This window comes from Actinoallomurus acanthiterrae, assembly GCF_054775715.1.
Genome location: NZ_BAAHCO010000001.1, coordinates 9,929,844 through 9,946,857 on the forward strand (window position 1 = coordinate 9,929,844; position 17,014 = coordinate 9,946,857).

Sequence of the window (17,014 nt, forward strand, 5' to 3'; positions counted from 1 at the left end):
GATTGCGCACGAGGGGACGGAGCGGCGTAGTGGCGCCGCCCCGTCCCCGGCGACCGATGGACGGCGGAGGATGTCCACCGGTCACGTTCGGGGGATCCGCGGTGGATCAGGTGCACTTCACGCCGGACTGCCGCCAGTTCGTCGGGTCGACCATCTTGGTGGGGGCGAAGGCCTCCTGCGGCATGGCCTTGCCGTTGCGCAGGTAGTCGACCATCGTCTGGACGGCGAGCCCGCCGACGTCGTAGCCGTTGATGAACAGCGCGGCCTTCATGCCGGTCTGCTTGCCGGAGCCCCAGTCCTTGCAGGCGAGGTACGCGCCGAGCCCGACGCCGTCGATGTCGGCGGCCTTGTACCCGGCGTTCTGGATGGCGTTGACGGCGCCGGAGACGTTCTCGTCGTTGCAGCCCCAGACCACCCAGTGCTTGACCGAGCGGTTCCCGGAGACGGCCGCGGCGGTCTTGGACTGGGCATCGGGCGGGGTGTTGTCGGTACCGACCTTGACGACGCGCACCTTCGTCCCGGCCGCCTGCTCGAACGCCGACTGCGCCGCGACCACCCGATCGGTGCACACGGTCACGTCCTGCTTCCAGGCGGCGATGATCGCCGTGTCGGCCGCCTTCCAGCCCGCCTTCTTGAACTCCTCGCCGGCGCGCTGCCCGACCTGCGTGCCCATCTGGGTGCCGGAGAAGCCGACGCGGGGCGCGAGCTGGTCCTTGGGGCACTTCGACGGGTCGGTACCGGTCTTGCAGATCTGGTCGTCGCTGGACAGCAGGGCCACCTTGGCGGCGGCGGCCGTCTGCACGATCTGGGGGCCGACGGCCGGGTCCGGCGGGACGATGATCACGCCGGTGGCCTTCTGCGCGATGGCGGCCTGGGTCTCCGAGACGGCCTTGTTGGTGTCGTTGCCGAGGTTGACGACCTTGACGTCCACGTCGCCCAGCTGTTTGGCCTTGGCCTGGGCGCCCGAGGCTTCGTCGATGAAGTACTGCTGGTCCCCCTGCTTCTGCAGGTAGGCGATCGTGATCTTTCCGGAGACCTTCTTGCTCGCGTTGGTGGAGGTGCTCTCCTTTCCTGACGAACAGGCGGTAAGGCCGAAGGCGACGGCGATCGCGATGAGGGCGCCGCCGAGCGTGCGTGTTCGCGCCATGCTCTGCCTTCCTTCCGGTGCTGGTCTGATCCGGTTGCCCCCGAGTTGCTGCTGAGTCACCAAGTGATTGCTTCGTATCATTGCCAACAGGAACCAACAAGACTCGATTCGATAACGTGTTGAGTGGTGTTGACATCTGTCGATTCAGGCGGGACGCTGCCTCCGTGGCCGAGGCGCGAAGGGGGGACGATGCTCGCCCAGCAGCGGCAGCAGGCGATCCTTGAGCTGGTCCAGCGGCGCGGCGGCGTCCGCGTCGCCGACCTCGTCCGCGAGTTCGGCGTCTCCGACATGACGATCCGCCGCGACCTCGAGGTCCTGTCCGAGCGCGGGCTCGTGACGAAGGTCCACGGCGGCGCGACCACGGTCGGCACCGCCTCCACCGAGGAGCCCGGCTTCGCCGCCAAGTCGGTGCGCCAGCGTCAGGAGAAGGAGGCCATCGCGCTGCGCGCCGCCCAGCTCGTTCGGCCCGGCACGGCGATCGCCGTGTCCGCCGGCACCACCACGTGGACGCTCGCCCGCCACCTGACCGACGTGCCGGACCTCACCGTGGTCACCAACTCGGTACAGATCGCCGACGTGTTCTACCGCGCCGCCCGCGGGGACCAGACGATCGTGCTCACCGGCGGCATCCGTACCCCGTCGGACGCGCTCGTCGGCCCCGTGGCGGTCAACGCCATCCGCTCTCTCAACGTCGACCTGCTGCTGCTGGGCGTGCACGGCATGAGCATCCGCGCCGGGTTCACGACGCCGAACCTCATGGAGGCCGAGACCGACCGTGCGATGGTCGGGTCGGCGCGCCGCCTGGCCGTCCTCGCCGATCACACCAAGTGGGGCACGGTGGGCCTGAGCACGATCGCCCGGCTGGCCGACGCCGACGTGCTCATCACCGACTCCGGCATCGGCGACGACGCCCGCAAGGACCTTTCCGAGACGGTCGGCGAGCTGGTCGTCGTCGACGCCGGGTCCGTACGGGACGGGGAGGACGCTGGGTGAGCGGGCGGTCGCCGTTCATCGGCTGATGCCTCGCGGATCTCCACGTCGAAGGCGTCCGACCACCGCGGTCACCGCTGGGCCGTCCAGGCGCTGGCGATCTGGGTCCTGGAAGTGAAGTCCAGCTTGCGCAGGATGCGTTCGACGTGGCCCTCGGCGGTGCGCTGGGCGATGACCAGCTTGCCCGCGATCTCTTTGTTGCTCATGCCCTGTGCGATCAGCTCGGCGACCTCGCGCTCCCGGCGGGTGAGCGTGGCGAAGATTCCGGCATCGGGGTCCATGGCGTCGGCGTGCGGTGCCGCGGCTTCATCCAGGGCGTGGGCGAAGACGTGTTCGTGGGGACGGTTCGCCCCCCGGGTGTACGCGACGGAGAACTTCTCGTCGCCGCAGGTCCGCTGAAGCCGTTGCTCGTATCCGTCGTGAGCCTCCGAAAGGTAGCCGGGGATCGGAACCCCGGCCGACCGCCAGAGGGCGCGGGCGGCGCCCAGCAGTTCGGCGGCGCGTGTGTGCCGCGCCTCGTCCGCCGCGATCCAGGCGAGGACCTCGACGCAGTGGGCGCCGGCCAAGTGATCGTCATCGGCCGCCCTCGACCGCAGCCCCTTGCGGATCAGCGCCGCGGCCTCCTGCGCGTGACCGCGCCGCCACCGGTCGAGGCCGCAGAGCCACAGGGCGTACGACTGCGACCAGCGTGCGTCGTCGTCCTCGCACATCGCCAGGCATTCGTTGGACAGGCTCCTCGAACGGTCCTCGCCCATCAGCACGGCGGCGACCGCCAGGTGGAAGAGCGCGGTCCAGGACCGCCCCCGGTCGCCGGTCGCGCGATGGCCGGCCAGCGCACTCTCCAGCAGCGCGCACGCGCGTGGCAGGTCGTTCTCCAGGAGTGCGGCCAGGCCCTTCGTATGAATCGTGCTGGCAATCTCGGCGCGGTCTCCGAGTCGCTCGGCCAGCGCGCCGGACTCCTGCAAGAGTGGCTCGGCCTCGGCGTGATCGCCGTGCAGGAGCAGGATGCACGCTCGCGCCCACAGCGCCTTCGCGCGCGTGGCGCTCGGGCCGCTTTCCTGTGTGAGAACCCGATCCAGCCAGCGGCGCCCCTCGCTGAGGGAGCCCCAGGACAGCGGAGTGCTCCAGACCGCGGCGGCGATGGGCGAGGCGGCCGATGCCTCGCCCGGCTCGCTCAGGCAGAACTCCAGCGCGGCGTGTATGTCGGCCTGCTCCTGCCGGATCCGGCCGAGCCACGTCAGCTGGCGCTTGCCGAACCATTCGGTCTCCGCGAGTGCCGCCGTCTCGGCGCACCAGTCGCGGTGCCGCCGTCGCACCGCGTGCTGCTGCCCGGATTCGGCGAGGCGTTCGCGTCCGTACTGCCGCATCGTCTTCAGCAGCCGGTACCGTACGTTCCCGCCGCGTGCGTCTCGGTACAGGATCGACTTCCCGACCAGCCCCACTATCGCCTCCAGGATGGTCTCCTCCGGTAGATCCGCACCCGAACACACCCGCTCGGCGGCCTCCAGGTCACATCCGTCGGCGAACACCGACAGCCGTGCCCACAGGGTGCGCTCCGCGGGCGAACACAGATCATGGCTCCAGTCGACCAGCGCCCGCAGCGTCCGCTGACGGGGCGCGACGGCAAGGCCCTCACTGCGGAGCAGCCGGAACGGGTCGTCCAGCCGATCCAGCAACTGCTCGACAGACAGCGCTCTCATGCGCTGAGCCGCGAGCTCGATGGCCAGCGGAATTCCGTCCAGCCGCCGGCACAGCAGGACGACGGCCGGGAATTCCTCGGCGGCGATGGTGAAGCCCGAAACGACGGCCGCCGCCCGCTCGGCGAACAGCCGCACCACCTCGTAGCGCTCGACGGCGTCCGCCGGCGAGACGTCGGCCTGGTCCGGGACCGGCAGCGGCCGGATCTGCAGGACGTGCTCCCCATCGGCGCCGAGGACCTGCCGGCTGGTCGCCAGTACCCGCAGGCCGGGAGCGAACCGCAGGAGGTGGCCGACCAGGTCCACGCACTCCGGATGCAGGTGCTCGCAGTTGTCCAGGACCAGCAGCAGCCGCCGATCTTTCAGCTGCTGCGCCAGGAGCACCGGTTCCGGACGGCCCTGGCAGCCGAGGGCATCGGCCACCGCCCAGGCAGGCGATGTCCCGCGTCCCGCCGAGGCGAGGTCGACCAGCCACACCCCGTCGGGAAACGCTCGCCGAACCCCGGCGGCCACCCGCAGTGCCAGCCGGGTCTTTCCCACACCGCCGACGCCGACGAACGTCACCAACCGGCTGACGGACAGCAACCGCTTCCCTTCTGCCAGCTCGTGCCGGCGGCCGATGAAGCTGGTCACCTCGGCCGGCAGATTCCCCTCCGACACGCTCCTCGTGACCGCACCCGGTCGCGAGACGGCTGGGCCACAGCGCTCGGTCATCAATCCCGCCACCTCGTACGGCCGGGGCTCATGAGGGCCTCCCAATGCGATCCAGGGCCTGCGTGCCCGGGAGCCGAGCAGAGCGATCTTCGGCGGGGAGAACGTCCACGCCACTCACGTTGGTATCTGTCTGATTGATTTCCGTTTATAGGTACATTACGCCCGATCGTGTGATATTCGGTCAACTGATCAGCCACGATTAGGGCCGATCAGCACCGTGTCTTGAGGAATCCGTTACCTGCGGCTTAGCCGCCCCGCCGCGATGGTCCGTGGACCGGGACGGGATGCCATCCGACCAGGTCGGACACTGCTCCCCCGCGCTTGAGAGCCGACCCGAGCCGAGTATCTTCGAGATGATCGGAGCCCTCGGGCGATTTCTTGTTAACCGGATTTTGAAGCACCCGGAGGCCGTCATGGCCACTGCGTACACCCCCGCCGTCACCGGAACCGGGGTCAAGGCCCATATCCAGCGTCTGGGCGGCTACCTGGCCGGGATGGTGATGCCCAACATCGGGGCCTTCATCGCCTGGGGCCTGATCACCGCCCTGTTCATCCCGACCGGCTGGCTGCCGGACAAGCAGTTCGCCGCCCTCGTCGACCCGATCATCACCCTGCTGCTGCCGGTGCTCATCGGCTACACCGGCGGCCGGATGGTCCACGGCCAGCGCGGTGCGGTCGTCGGCGCGGTCGCCACCGTCGGCGTCGTCGTCGGGGCCAAGATCCCGATGTTCCTCGGCGCGATGATCCTCGGCCCACTCGCGGCATACGTGCTGAAGAAGGTCGACGAATTCACCGCCGACCGGACCAAGTCCGGCTTCGAGATGCTGGTGGACAACTTCACCGCCGGCATCATCGGCGGCGCCCTGGCCGTCTTCGGCGTCTGGGGCGTCGCCCCCATCGTCCGCCAGGTCACCACCGCGGCGGGCCACGGCGTCGAGTGGCTGATCCACCATCACCTGCTGCCATTCGCCTCAGTGCTGATCGAACCCGCCAAGGTCCTGTTCCTCAACAACGCCGTCAACCACGGCGTGCTCGGACCGCTCGGCGTCGCCGAGGCCGTCAACCACGGCAAGTCGATCCTCTTCATGCTCGAATCCAACCCCGGCCCAGGCCTGGGCGTCCTGCTGGCCTACCTGTTCTTCGGCCCGAAGGCGCTGCGGCCGAGCGTGCCCGCCGCGATCGTCATCCAGTTCCTCGGCGGCATCCACGAGATCTACTTCCCCTACGTCCTGATGAAGCCCCGCCTCATCCTCGCCTCCATCGCCGGCGGCGCCGCGGGCATCGGCACCTTCATGATCACCGGCGCGGGACTGGTGTCCGTGCCTTCGCCCGGCAGCGTCCTCGCTTATGCGGCCGAGACCCCGAAGGGCGGCTGGTCCGGCGTCTTCGCCGGCGTGTTCATCGCCGCGGCGGTCTCCTTCGTGGTCGGCTCGATGCTGCTGGGCTTCGGCCGGTTCGCCCGAATCGGACCTCCCCGGCGATCCACCACGCGCCCGTCGGGTCGGCAGGCGGGTGCCACCGAGGGGGCGTTTCAGATCCCGGGAACCGAGCGCCGGACACCGCGGCATATCACCGGCGAATGACCGATGGCGCCGGAGGCATGAATGCGATGGCCGTGATCCTTGGCCGCGATGTTTCAATCGTTTTATGCCGCTGGACGCACTCTGCGCTCTGATGGCCCGTCACGCCCGGGCCGACGGAACGACCGCCATCGAGAATCTGCTGATCGGCCGCGAGGAGTCGGACTCGCCGCCGCCGGTGTCCTTGGCCGGAACGCGCATGTCGCTGATCGCCCAGGGCGCCAAACGTCTCGCGCATGACGAGCACGTGTACGACTTCCGTGCCGGGCAGTACCTGGTCTCATCCATCGCCATGCCCCTCAAGTGCCGCTTCAGCGATGCCACCCCGGAGCGGCCGGTGTTGGGCCTGTGCCTGCTCCTGGAGTCCTCGGAGGTCGCCGAGGTGATGTTGCAGACCGCTCCCGGCACCTTTCCGCGGAACGACGACACCACGCCACCCGCCGTCGCCTTCAGCACCGCGTCCGGGGAGCTGCTCGACGCCGCCGTGCGACTGCTGCGCCTGCTCGACCAGCCGCGCGACAGGGACATGCTCGCCCCCCTCTTCAAACGTGAGATCCTCTGGCGCCTGATCACCAGCGAGCACGGCGCGACGGTTCGCCAGATCGGTCTCACCGACGGCAAGCTCTCCCCTATCGCCAAAGCGGTGCAGTGGATCCGGGAGAACTATCGAGAGCCGTTTCAGGTGGAAGACCTGGCAGCGCTGATCGGGATGAGCACCTCCGCCTTCTACCGGAACTTCCAGGCCGTCACCCGGACGACTCCCATCCAGTACCAGAAAAAGATCAGACTCCATGAGGCCCGGCTTCTCCTAGCGGCAAATCCGAAAGACGTCACGCATATCGCGTACCTCGTGGGATACGACAGCCCGTCCCAGTTCAGCCGGGAGTACCGCCGGCTCTTCGGCGCGTCCCCCAGCCAGGACGCGATTCAATTCGCATCGCGATCTCGCCCGTGACGCGCCCCGCGGCCCTCGCCGGCGTCCCTCTCATCTCCGCCCACGCCGCGTCGGCTCCGCTCCTGGTATGGAGCGGAGCCGACGCGCGTGCCGTCGGACGGGTCAGCCGGAGCAGGTGAGCACGGGGTTCGCCCAGTCGCCGTGGTCGTTGCCGTTGCCGTCGCCGGTGTCCCCGACGATCAGGTCGACCACCTGGCCACCGGTGACCGGGACGTCGATCGAGATGGCCGGTGTCGAGCCGGTGACCGTGGGCGTGGTGATCAGCGTCTTGCCGTCGAGCACCACGCTGAACGTGACGGTTCCGTTGTCGCCTTTCTCGTCGTCCATGCCGACGGTCGCGGTGAACCTGCTGCACGTGCCGCCGAGGTAGACAGCGACGTCACTGACGGCGTTGGTGCCGAGTCCCTTGGCGTACACCGTGCCGTTGATGGTGATCGGGTTGCCGTCACCGGCGGCCTGCTCGCCGACGCTGGTGTCCCGCTCGACCGGGCCCCAGCCGTTGGTCGACGACAACCAGGGCAGGTCGCTGACCTTGTCCTGACCGGCCGGCGGCACCGGCGGTATCGGGCCGACGATCCGCTCGTCGCTGAACGTCCGCCGACTGCCCTGCTGGGTCATGCTCGCGGTGGCCGTGATCGGGGCTGGTTTTTCGATGGTCGCGGGTGGGGTGATGGTGAACGTGAAGGTGGCCGACTGCCCGCTTTCCAGCCTTCCGGCGGACGTGGGCGTCGGAGCGCCGGCCGTCCAGCCGTCGGGCAGCCTCAGCGCCGGGGTCACGTTCTCCGCCGTGCCGCCGTTGACGCTCACCGTCTCCGTCGCGGTGAACGCGGTCCCCGCGGTCACCGTGCCGGGAACCTGCAGGTTCACGGAGGAGATGGGCGGCTGCGGCATCTGGTACTCGGCCCCGTTGTACCGCGGGCTGGTGTTCTGGGTGACCGTCAGCGGGGACGCGTGGCTGCCGTAGTCGGTCAGCGCCACTGTGCCCAGGCCGCCGGTGGAGCCGTCCAGGTTCCACACGGCGATCTTGATGTCGTTCGTGCCGTGCGGGTTCAGCACCCCGTTCGGGATCGGGAAACTGTGCTGTGGGCCGAGGTAGTTCACGTAATTGCCCATGTCCCAGCCGTTGACGAAGATCTCCGCGCGGTACTTGCGGGACGGGTTGTCGCTGATGGTCAGGCCCAGCGACGTGTCCTGGCCGGGCGGCAGTTGCAGCGTCACGTTGGTGGCGTACCAGGAGACGCCCGGCGTCTTGTCGGTGGCCGGCAGCGTCACCGGCTGCCAGGTGCCGGTCGAGTAGCCCGGCAGGTACCAGCCGGCGCGCTCGCCGTAGAGGCCGCCGACGCTGAGTGGCCCGCGCACGGTGTCCAGTGGTGATTCGCCGCCCCGGGCGCCCTGCAGTTTCCAGGTGATCGTGTTCGGGGACCCGACCAGCCTGGCGCCGGTCAGCCCGCGGGCCGCCTTGTTGCCGCTGGACTCGTTGTAGTCCTCCTCATGGCCCATGTTCACGGTGAGGACCGAGATCAGGTTGTCGGGGCCGGCGTGCACCGACCCGGCCGGGAGCGTGTACGTCCTGGTGCCGTCGGAGGTGGAGCTGCCGAGGAAGACGCCGTTCAGCCAGACCGATGATGCGGCCGCGCCGCCGCCGCTCTGCGTGGACAACGAGATCCCGGTCTCCTTGCCGGTGCCGGTGAAGCGGCCGCGGTACCAGGTGCTGCCGGTGTGGAAGCCGTAGTCGTCGGCGAACAGCACCGGCAGCGTGCCGGGGGTGGTGATGCTGTTCGTCGTCATCTTGTCGGCCACCGCCCAGGTCGAGTCGTCGAACCTGGGCTGCGCCTCCGGCGACTCCTGGGTGTGCACCCAGTTGGTGAGTGCCGGCAGCTCGATCGGGGCGGCGGTCGGCACCTTCCCGACCAGGCTGCCGTCGCCGGATGCCGTGGTGGTCACGGCAGAGCCGTTCCAAGTGATCTTCGACGCGTCGCTCCACACCTCGATCGAGCCGTCGGTGTCCACGTCACCGGTCAATTCGACCGTCGAGCCGCTGGTCGTGGCGGTGCGCACCAGGTGCGTGCCGCGCACGAGGACCGGACCGGACGCGGTGTCCTGCCGCCAGAACGTCTTCGCCGTGGCCGTGTCCGCCAGCAGCAGTTGCAGCGGGTGGCCGCCGCCGGTGATCCGCACCCGGGCCAGGCCCTTGTGCGTGTAGTTCAGCCGCAGGTCGCCGGTGGCGGGATCCCACGTTTCGGTGACGTCGCCGCCGGTGGACGTGACGGTCGGCTTCGAGGCGTACCGCAGCACCGTCTCGCCCGCGGTGCCGGCGTCGCCGTAGAGCACGGCGACGTCGTGGCCGCCGATCGTCGCGTTGGTCATCAGCTCGGACGTCGAGTACCGCAGCTGGTTGCCGCCGAGGTCGTAGTCCGCCACGATGATCTTCGACTCGCGGCCGTCGAGCGCGATGCCGGTGCCGGGTTGTTGCGGCACGGTCGGGTAGGTCGCGGGCTGGTTCGTGGGCACGGTCAGATCGATGGCGTCGATCGCGACGTAGTCGTCGGTCGAGCCGGAGCCGTGCCGGCCGTCCACCACGATCTTGAGCGTGTGCGGGCCGTCGGTCAGGCCGCTCTTCTGGAACAGCACCGCCTGGTTCGCGCTGCCGGAGTCGTCGACCGTGCCCTGCAGAACGCCGTCCAGGTAGACGTCGGCGTACCCGTGGTTGTCGGTCTGCGATCCGATCCAGCGGACGGCGGTGCCGGTGAACGGCACGGTCAGCGAGTCGCCGGCCGTCTTGGAGAACGACTCGGTGTGCTTGTAGTCGCCTCCGGTGTAGCTCTGGTCGGCCACGTGCGACCAGGATCCGGAGTACTTCAGGGCCGCGTCGTTGTCATCGTAGGTGTAGGCCTGGTCGGTCACCGGCTTGGCGTTGAAGTCGAGCGAGATGTGCGTGGTGTCCTTCGACGTCGACGTGGAGTCGGAGTGCCGCAGCACGTGGAACTGCGTGCCGGTGTCCGGGTTCTTCCGCGCGGTGTCGACGATCCGCGAGTTGTCCGGATCGGTCACCGGGATCGCGTCGGTCTTGGTCAGCGGCGCCGCCGCCTGGGTGAAGTACCCGATGAGTTTGTCCTGGTCGTACTTGGGGTCGAGCTGGCGGGTCTCGCGGATCGCGGCGCCGTAGTCGTAGGAGGTGTAGTTCTGCGGCATGCCCAGCCAGCCCCAGTTGGTGCCGCCGTAGGTCATGTAGAAGCTCTGCGAGGTCGCGCCGACCGCGATGTTCTGCTTGTAGAACACGTCGGCGAACTGGTCATTGATGAGCTGCGCGCACTTGTCGTACCCGGGGCCGCCCCACGGGTCGAAGGCGCCGCCCTGGAACTCCGCCGTCTCCAGCGGCTTGCCGCCGGCCTTGCCGCCGCTGATGTCCGGTACGCCGTTCCAGCGGCTCGGGTTGCTGCAGTTGAAGCCCTGCGGGTAGGAGTCCATGCCGTCCACGTCGAGCGCGGCGGTACCGGCGTTGAACGTGCCGTTGTTGTTGCCGACCAGCGGGACCTTGATGCCGTCGGCCGTCGCCTGGTTCTCCAGGTGCTTCATGTACGCCCGGCCGGCCCCGCTGCCGTTGTAGTACTCGTTCTCCACCTGGTACTCGATCACCGGTCCGGTGCCCGTGGTGAGCTGGTGGCGGGCCAGGATCGCGTCGATCTTGGACTGCCACTCGTCGGAGTACTTGAGGTAATCGGCGTTGTCGCTGCGGGTGTTGCCGGCCTTGGTGGACAGCCAGCCGGGGAAGCCGCCACCGTCGACCTCGGCGTTGATGTACGGGCCGGGCCGGGCGATGACGTACAGGCCTACCTGGTCGGCGATGTCGAGCAGCTTGTCCACGTCGCGCACCCCGGTGAAGTCATAGACGCCCGGTGCCGGCGAGTGGTAGCCCCAGTCGAAATAGAGCGAGACGGCGTTGAAGCCGGCCGCCTTCACCTTCTGGAACACGTCCCGCCATAGGTCCTGGTTGGGCAGGCGGAAGTAGTGGAACTCGGCGGACCATAGGTACGTGCGCTTCCCGTCGATCTTGAACGAGTAGCCGTCGTACGTCACCGAGTGCGCCGTCCCGGCGGCGGAGGCGGGGGCCGCCGCCGAGAAGGGCGCGGCGTTCGCCACCGAAACGGTGCCGGCGCCCGCTCCGAGCAACGTCAGGGTCAGGATCGCGGCCATGGCCGCGCGCGAGCGGGCCAGGAGTCGGAGGATGCCAGGGAGCATGTTCGGGGCCTCGCTTACCAGCGGGACGCGTTTAAAGCTGTGTAAACGCGCTGTTTCGTGTGTGCAGTGTGCTGCCTGCGAAAAGACGGCGTCAAGGGGCGGTATGTGCCGTTTCGCGATCGATTGTGGACGATCAGCCGCATCACGTCCTGGACCGTAAGCGCCAGGGATGCGGTTCGTTCGACCTCGCGAATGCCCACCACGCAAGACAGGCGACCAATCCGACGCCATTGGCGTTGAAAAATGTTGGTTTCGTGGTGACCGCACTCTTCGCGCGAGGATCGTGCAAGCACCAGCGAGGATCGTTCTAACGCTTTCGCAGGTCACGCTGGTTGAGTGATGGGCGGCCCGCAGCAGCGTGGCCGTTCATCGAAAGGCTTGAACCATGACTGCTCGTCTTGAGGGAACCGTCGCCCTGGTCACCGGAGCCTCCAGTGGCATCGGCCACGCCACCGCATTGGAGCTCGCCCGCGAGGGCGCCTCCGTGGCCCTGGTCGGACGGCGCGAGGACCGGCTCACCGACCTGGCCGCGGAGATCTCCACCGTCGGCGGGCAGGCCCTGGTCGTGCCCGCCGACATCACCAACGCCCAGGCCGCCGCAGAAGCGGTCGAGCGGACCGTCGAGGGCCTGGGCCGCCTGGACACCCTGGTCAACAACGCCGGTCTCATGCTGCTCGGCCCCGTCCCCGGCGCGGACCTGAACGACTGGCGGCGCATGATCGACATCAACCTCATGGGCCTGATGTACACCTCCCACGCGGCCGTCCCCCACCTGATCAAGGCAGCCGCCCAGCAGCCCCGCCAGGTCGCCGACATCGTCAACATCGGCTCACTCGCCGGCCGCGGCGCCTTCGCCATGTTCGCCGTGTACTCCGCCACCAAGTTCGGCGTCGGCGCCTTCAGCGAGGCACTCCGCCAGGAACTCGCGTCCCAGCACGTCCGCGTGTCCGTCATCGAGCCGGGCAGCGTCGACACCGAACTGCGCACCCACAACCCCGACGTCGTCCAGCAACAGATCACCTCCGCCCTGGGCGATATCGAGCGGCTGCAGAGCCAGGACATCGCCGACACCGTCGGCTACATCGTCACCCGACCCCGCCACGTGGCCGTCGCCGAACTTCTCGTACGCCCCACCCAGCAGGTCTGACCTGCGCCGACCCGGACCCCCCGGATATCCGGGCGCAGGACTGGGGCACGCACGACCACGACATTTAGCAGGAACCTTTCCAATGACCCTTGACAGTGACCTCTGCCCCAAGTAGGAAGTGGTCCTACCAATAGGTGTCAAGTCGTGGATACGGCGAGCCTTTTTGGGCGAAGTAGGGCTAGAGGTCGGATGTCTTGGCCCTTTTCGCCGTCCTGGCGGGAGAAGGGTGACGCAGTGAAGAGGATCATCGCTCTGGGGGCGGCGGCCGTGCTCGCCCTCACCGGATGCTCGGTCAAGGACGACTCCGGCGGCAGCGGAGGCAAGGGCAAGAAGCAGATCACGTTCCTGGTGTTCGAGACGCCGAACCAGACCCCGCAGGTCTGGGACGCGGCGATCAAGCGGATCACCGACAAGTACCCCGACATCTCGGTGAAGAAGCTGGTCTCGCCGACGCAGGACCGCACCGCGTACGCGAAGCAGCTGCTCACCTCCGGGCAGCTCCCCGACGTGATGATCGCCGTCTCGCCGGCCGGGTTCGCCGAGTCCGGCAACCTGTACGCCTGGCAGCCGAACGAGCTGAAGGACTTCACCTACCCGAACAACGGCGCGGTGAACGGCAAGATCTACCAGCTCCCGGCCAACAGCCAGACGATCCCGGTCGTCTACTTCAACAAGGGCCTGTTCGCCAAGGCCGGCATCGCCACCCCGCCGAAGACGTACGGCGAGATGATGACCGACGCGCAGAAGCTCAAGGCCAAGGGCATCACGCCGTTCGTGGTCGGCGGCGGCAAGGACATCCACGACGCGCTCGGCCCGACGTTCGCCGGCATCCTCGGCACGGACCTGTACGCCAAGAACCCGAACTGGATGCACGACCGCCGCGCGGGCAAGGTGAAGTTCGCCGACCCGGACTACGTGAAGGCCGCCGGCAAGCTCGCCGACCTCGCGTCCAAGGGCTACATCGACAAGCGGATGCTGTCGCAGGACTACGCCGCGACCCAGTCGGCCTTCCTGGCCGGCAAGGGCGCGATGTACGCGATGGGCAACTGGTTCGCCGCGGCGGCCGACGACCCGAAGACCAAGCCCTCCTTCGACATCGGGCAGTTCTTCTGGCCGTCCGACGACGGCAAGCTCGTCGTCCCGACCTTCACCGGCGGCGGCCTGCTGGTCAACGCGCACTCCAAGAACCTGGACGCGGCCAAGAAGTTCGCGCTCGCGTACCAGCTCGACAAGACCAACCTCGACGCCTCGACCAAGAACGACGGCCTCTTCCCGGCGATCAAGGGGTACACCCCGCCGGCGAACTCCGGGCCCGTCTTCAGGACCGGCTACGACATGTTCAAGCAGGCCGAGTCCCAGAACGCGGTGGTCCCGGCGTTCGGCTTCGAGGCCGGCGACGACGGCATGCTGCCCGGCGTCTCGGACAAGTGGAGCACGTCGATGGGCGACCTGGTGACGGGCCAGAAGAGCGCGGCCGAGGTCGGAAAGTTCCTCGATTCCGAATGGCAGAAGGCCTCCTGACGTGGCGGTCGAAGTGGCGCGTCCGCCCACGCGGACCGGCTCGCCGGCGGCCCCCCGCCGCCGGCGGCCGGTCTGGCCGCGTGTGTGGCACTTCCTGTCCTTCGGCGCGCCGGGCGTGCTGGTCTACGTCTGCTTCGTGCTCGCGCCGATCGCCGTCAGCGTCGGGTACAGCCTGACCAACTACAACCCGTTCGGGCCGAAGACGAGGTTCGTCGGGCTGAGCAACTACAAGGACCTGTTCACGGACTCGGAGTTCCTCACCTCGCTGAAGGTCACGACGATCCTGACCCTCATCGTGGTGATCGTCCCGAACGTCCTGGGCCTGGGCGTGGCCCTGCTGCTCGACCGCCGGGGCTGGTTCTACAACGCGCTGCGCAGCGTGTTCTTCACGCCCGTCGTGCTCAGCTCCGTCGTCGTCAGCATCATCTGGACCCGCCTGCTCGCCGACGACGGCCTGATCAACCAGGCGCTGCGCGGTGTGGGCATCGGGCATCCGCCGGGCTGGCTGTCCGACCCGTCGTACGCGCTGTACTCCGTGGGCGCGATCCTGTCCTGGCAGATGCTGGGCTTCTGCGTGGTCGTCTACCTCGCCGGGCTGCAGGGCGTTCCGCAGGAGCTGCACGAGGCCGCGCAGATCGACGGCGCCGGGCCGGTCGAACGGTTCCGGAAGATCACCTGGCCGCTGCTGGCCCCCGCGCTGACCATCAACACGATCGTCATGCTGATCACCGGATTCAAGGCCTTCGACCACATCCAGGTGATCACGAACGGCGGTCCCGGCACCGGCACTACCGCGACGATCGCCTTCAACGTGCTGCAGACCGGCTTCAACGCGAACCGCCAGGGCTACGCCTCCGCGATGGCCGTCGTCATGCTGATCATCGTGGCCGTCGCCTCCGCGGTCGCCCTGCGGATCCTGCAGAAGCGAGAGGTGTCCCTGTGAGGCGCTCGATCCGGCCGCTCGTGGCGACCGCCGTCGCGGCGATCTTCTTCGTGCCGCTGTACGTCGTGTGCGTCAACGTCATCAAGCCCGGCCCGAAGATCGCCAAGTCGCCGGCGTCGCTGCCGATCCCGCCGACGCTGCACAACATCACCGCGGTGCTGACCCGCCCGGACCGGCTGTTCTGGGTGAGCCTGACCAACAGCGTCGTCGTCACGGCGCTGTCGATCCTCATCCTGACCGTGCTGTCGTCGATGCTCGGGCACTACCTGGCCCGCACCAAGAGCCGGTGGGGCCGGTGGCTCACCCTGCTCCTGCTGTGCGGCCTGATGATCCCCCCGCAGGTCATCCTGATCCCGATCACGCAGGTGCTGCGGTTCGCGCACCTGATGACGACGATCCAGGGCCTCGTGCTGTTCAACGTGGGCTACTACGTGCCGTTCGGGGTGTTCGTCTTCACCGGCTTCACCCGCTCGATCCCGGTCGAACTGGAGGAGGCCGCGGCGATGGACGGCGCGGGACGGTTCCAGATCTTCTGGCGCATCGTCTTCCCACTGCTGCGCCCGGCCACCGCCAGCGTGCTGATCTTCCTCGGCGTGTGGATCTGGAACGACTTCATCGACCCCCTGGTCATCCTCGGACCGGGCCAGGGCACCACGATCACGACCGGCATCTACCGGGCCATCGGGCAGTACCAGGCCGACTTCGGCACGGTGTTCGCCCTGATGTTCCTGGCGACGCTGCCGGTGCTGATCTTCTACCTCGCACTGCAGAAGCACTTCGTGAAGGGTCTCACCGGTGGCGCGACCAAAGGTTGATCCCGAAAAGGGCCGGGTGTACGAGCACGGCTGGCAGAGCTGGAGTCCCTCGACGACGTACCCCGTCACCGGGACGAGCCACCGTCCGGCGGCACCGGCGATGCAGACGATGTGCTGGCGCCCGGGCCGCCCCGGCCCGGAGCGGGGCTTCCAGGGCGAGGGCCTGCTCGCCGTCGACCCGGGCGACGGCGGCCCCGCCCGGGTGTACGCCGGGCCCGACGGCCGTACGGAGGTCCCGTCGATCCGGGCGACGTACGCCGACGGTGTTCTGGACATCGAGGCGGACGGCGAGATCGAGGAGACCGTCCACGAGGGTCCGATCGAGTCGGCGCTCGCCGCGTGGGCGGACGGCTTCACCGCCCGCGCGGGGGCCGGCGCGCCCCGCCGGGCGCCCACGGCGTGGTGCTCCTGGTACCACTACTTCGGCGGGGTCACCGAGGACGACGTCCTGGAGAACCTCGACGCCATCGGCAGGCACGACCTGCCCGTGGAGGTCATCCAGATCGACGACGGCTGGCAGGCCGAGATCGGCGACTGGCTCGCCTACTCCGGCCGGTTCTCCTCGCTCGAACGCCTGGCCGACCGCATCCGCCAGGCCGGACGGCGGCCCGGCATCTGGATCGCGCCGTTCCTCGTCGGCGCGCGCAGCCGCCTCTCCCGGGAGCACCCGGACTGGCTGACCGGCGACGCCGGCCACAACTGGGACCAGGACCTGCGAGGACTCGACATCTCGCGCGCGGAGGACCACCTACGGGAGATCTTCGGGACGCTCCGGTCGTACGGCTTCGACTACTTCAAGCTCGACTTCGTGTACGCGGGGGCGCTCGGCGGCCTCGAGGCCTACCGGCACGGCCTGACCGTGATCCGCGAGGCGGTGGGCCCGGAGGCGTACCTGCTCGGGTGCGGAGCGCCGATCCTGCCGAGCGTCGGCCTGGTCGACGCCATGCGCGTCTCCCCCGACGTCGACCCCGCGTACGAGCCGACGGACGGGGACTTGTCCCGCCCGTCGCAGCGCGCCGCCGCGACGACCACGGTCGGACGGGCGTGGCAGCACGGCCGGTTCTGGGTGAACGACCCGGACTGCCTGATCGCCCGCCCGGCGGTGGAACGCCGCGAGGAGTGGGCCGATGTCGTGGAGCGGTACGGCGGCCTGCGCGCGTCCTCCGACCGGATCGCCGACCTCGACGACTGGGGCCTGTCCACCACCCGCCGCCTGCTGTCCGAGATCCCCGACCCGGCCACGCCTTTCATCCGCTGACCTGTCCC

At 68.8% G+C, this 17,014-nt stretch carries 11 protein-coding genes; 8 read left to right on the plus strand and 3 right to left on the minus strand.

Annotated elements, in window-relative coordinates; all coding sequences use genetic code 11:
• Positions 1-106: 106 nt before the first annotated feature.
• Positions 107-1,147: a substrate-binding domain-containing protein gene (locus tag ACYVF7_RS46760; protein WP_433182760.1), complete on the minus strand. Its 1,041-nt coding sequence runs from the start codon at positions 1,145-1,147 to the stop codon at positions 107-109.
• 189 nt (positions 1,148-1,336) lie between these two features.
• Between ACYVF7_RS46760 and ACYVF7_RS46765 the strand changes: the two genes are divergently transcribed.
• Positions 1,337-2,140: a DeoR/GlpR family DNA-binding transcription regulator gene (locus ACYVF7_RS46765; protein ID WP_460352540.1), complete on the plus strand. Its 804-nt coding sequence runs from the start codon at positions 1,337-1,339 to the stop codon at positions 2,138-2,140.
• A gap of 68 nt (positions 2,141-2,208) precedes the next feature.
• Here ACYVF7_RS46765 and ACYVF7_RS46770 read toward each other — a convergent pair whose 3' ends face one another.
• Positions 2,209-4,494, minus strand: a complete 2,286-nt coding sequence (locus ACYVF7_RS46770) for an ATP-binding protein (protein WP_460352541.1) — start codon at positions 4,492-4,494, stop codon at positions 2,209-2,211.
• Positions 4,495-4,961: 467 nt separating this feature from the next.
• On the opposite strand from ACYVF7_RS46770, the gene mtlA reads away from it, so the two are divergent.
• Complete coding sequence (gene mtlA / locus ACYVF7_RS46775; protein WP_460352543.1) at positions 4,962-6,131, plus strand: mannitol-specific PTS transporter subunit IIC; 1,170 nt, start codon at positions 4,962-4,964, stop codon at positions 6,129-6,131.
• A 64-nt stretch (positions 6,132-6,195) separates the two neighbouring features.
• Positions 6,196-7,083: an AraC family transcriptional regulator gene (locus ACYVF7_RS46780; RefSeq protein ID WP_460352545.1), complete on the plus strand. Its 888-nt coding sequence runs from the start codon at positions 6,196-6,198 to the stop codon at positions 7,081-7,083.
• Positions 7,084-7,185: 102 nt separating this feature from the next.
• On the opposite strand, the gene ACYVF7_RS46785 is transcribed toward ACYVF7_RS46780, so the two are convergent.
• Positions 7,186-11,322 (minus strand): beta-galactosidase, encoded by a 4,137-nt coding sequence (locus ACYVF7_RS46785; RefSeq protein WP_460352546.1) that lies wholly within the window; start codon positions 11,320-11,322, stop codon positions 7,186-7,188.
• Between the two features lie 385 nt (positions 11,323-11,707).
• On the opposite strand from ACYVF7_RS46785, the gene ACYVF7_RS46790 reads away from it, so the two are divergent.
• The 5 genes from ACYVF7_RS46790 (at position 11,708) to ACYVF7_RS46810 (ending at position 17,006) form a co-directional block, all read left to right on the plus strand.
• Positions 11,708-12,469, plus strand: coding sequence for an SDR family NAD(P)-dependent oxidoreductase (locus ACYVF7_RS46790; protein ID WP_460352547.1), 762 nt, complete (start codon positions 11,708-11,710; stop codon positions 12,467-12,469).
• Between the two features lie 234 nt (positions 12,470-12,703).
• The gene (locus tag ACYVF7_RS46795) at positions 12,704-13,990 is read left to right on the plus strand and encodes an ABC transporter substrate-binding protein (protein ID WP_460352548.1); all 1,287 of its coding nucleotides are present in this window, start codon (positions 12,704-12,706) and stop codon (positions 13,988-13,990) included.
• Position 13,991: 1 nt separating this feature from the next.
• Positions 13,992-14,933: a carbohydrate ABC transporter permease gene (locus tag ACYVF7_RS46800; RefSeq protein ID WP_460352549.1), complete on the plus strand. Its 942-nt coding sequence runs from the start codon at positions 13,992-13,994 to the stop codon at positions 14,931-14,933.
• Complete coding sequence (locus ACYVF7_RS46805) at positions 14,930-15,748, plus strand: carbohydrate ABC transporter permease (protein ID WP_460352551.1); 819 nt, start codon at positions 14,930-14,932, stop codon at positions 15,746-15,748. Before ACYVF7_RS46800 ends, ACYVF7_RS46805 begins: the two co-directional genes overlap by 4 nt.
• The gene (locus ACYVF7_RS46810; RefSeq protein ID WP_460352553.1) at positions 15,729-17,006 is read left to right on the plus strand and encodes a glycoside hydrolase family 36 protein; all 1,278 of its coding nucleotides are present in this window, start codon (positions 15,729-15,731) and stop codon (positions 17,004-17,006) included. Before ACYVF7_RS46805 ends, ACYVF7_RS46810 begins: the two co-directional genes overlap by 20 nt.
• The last annotated feature ends 8 nt before the right edge of the window (positions 17,007-17,014 follow it).

Coding starts and splice junctions, on each gene's coding strand:
- ACYVF7_RS46790 (WP_460352547.1), top strand. CDS start 11,708: ATGACTGCTCGTCTTGAGGGAACCGTCGCCCTGGTCACCGGAGCCTCC.
- ACYVF7_RS46785 (WP_460352546.1), bottom strand. CDS start 11,322: ATGCTCCCTGGCATCCTCCGACTCCTGGCCCGCTCGCGCGCGGCCATG.
- ACYVF7_RS46760 (WP_433182760.1), bottom strand. CDS start 1,147: ATGGCGCGAACACGCACGCTCGGCGGCGCCCTCATCGCGATCGCCGTC.
- ACYVF7_RS46780 (WP_460352545.1), top strand. CDS start 6,196: ATGCCGCTGGACGCACTCTGCGCTCTGATGGCCCGTCACGCCCGGGCC.
- mtlA (WP_460352543.1), top strand. CDS start 4,962: ATGGCCACTGCGTACACCCCCGCCGTCACCGGAACCGGGGTCAAGGCC.
- ACYVF7_RS46765 (WP_460352540.1), top strand. CDS start 1,337: ATGCTCGCCCAGCAGCGGCAGCAGGCGATCCTTGAGCTGGTCCAGCGG.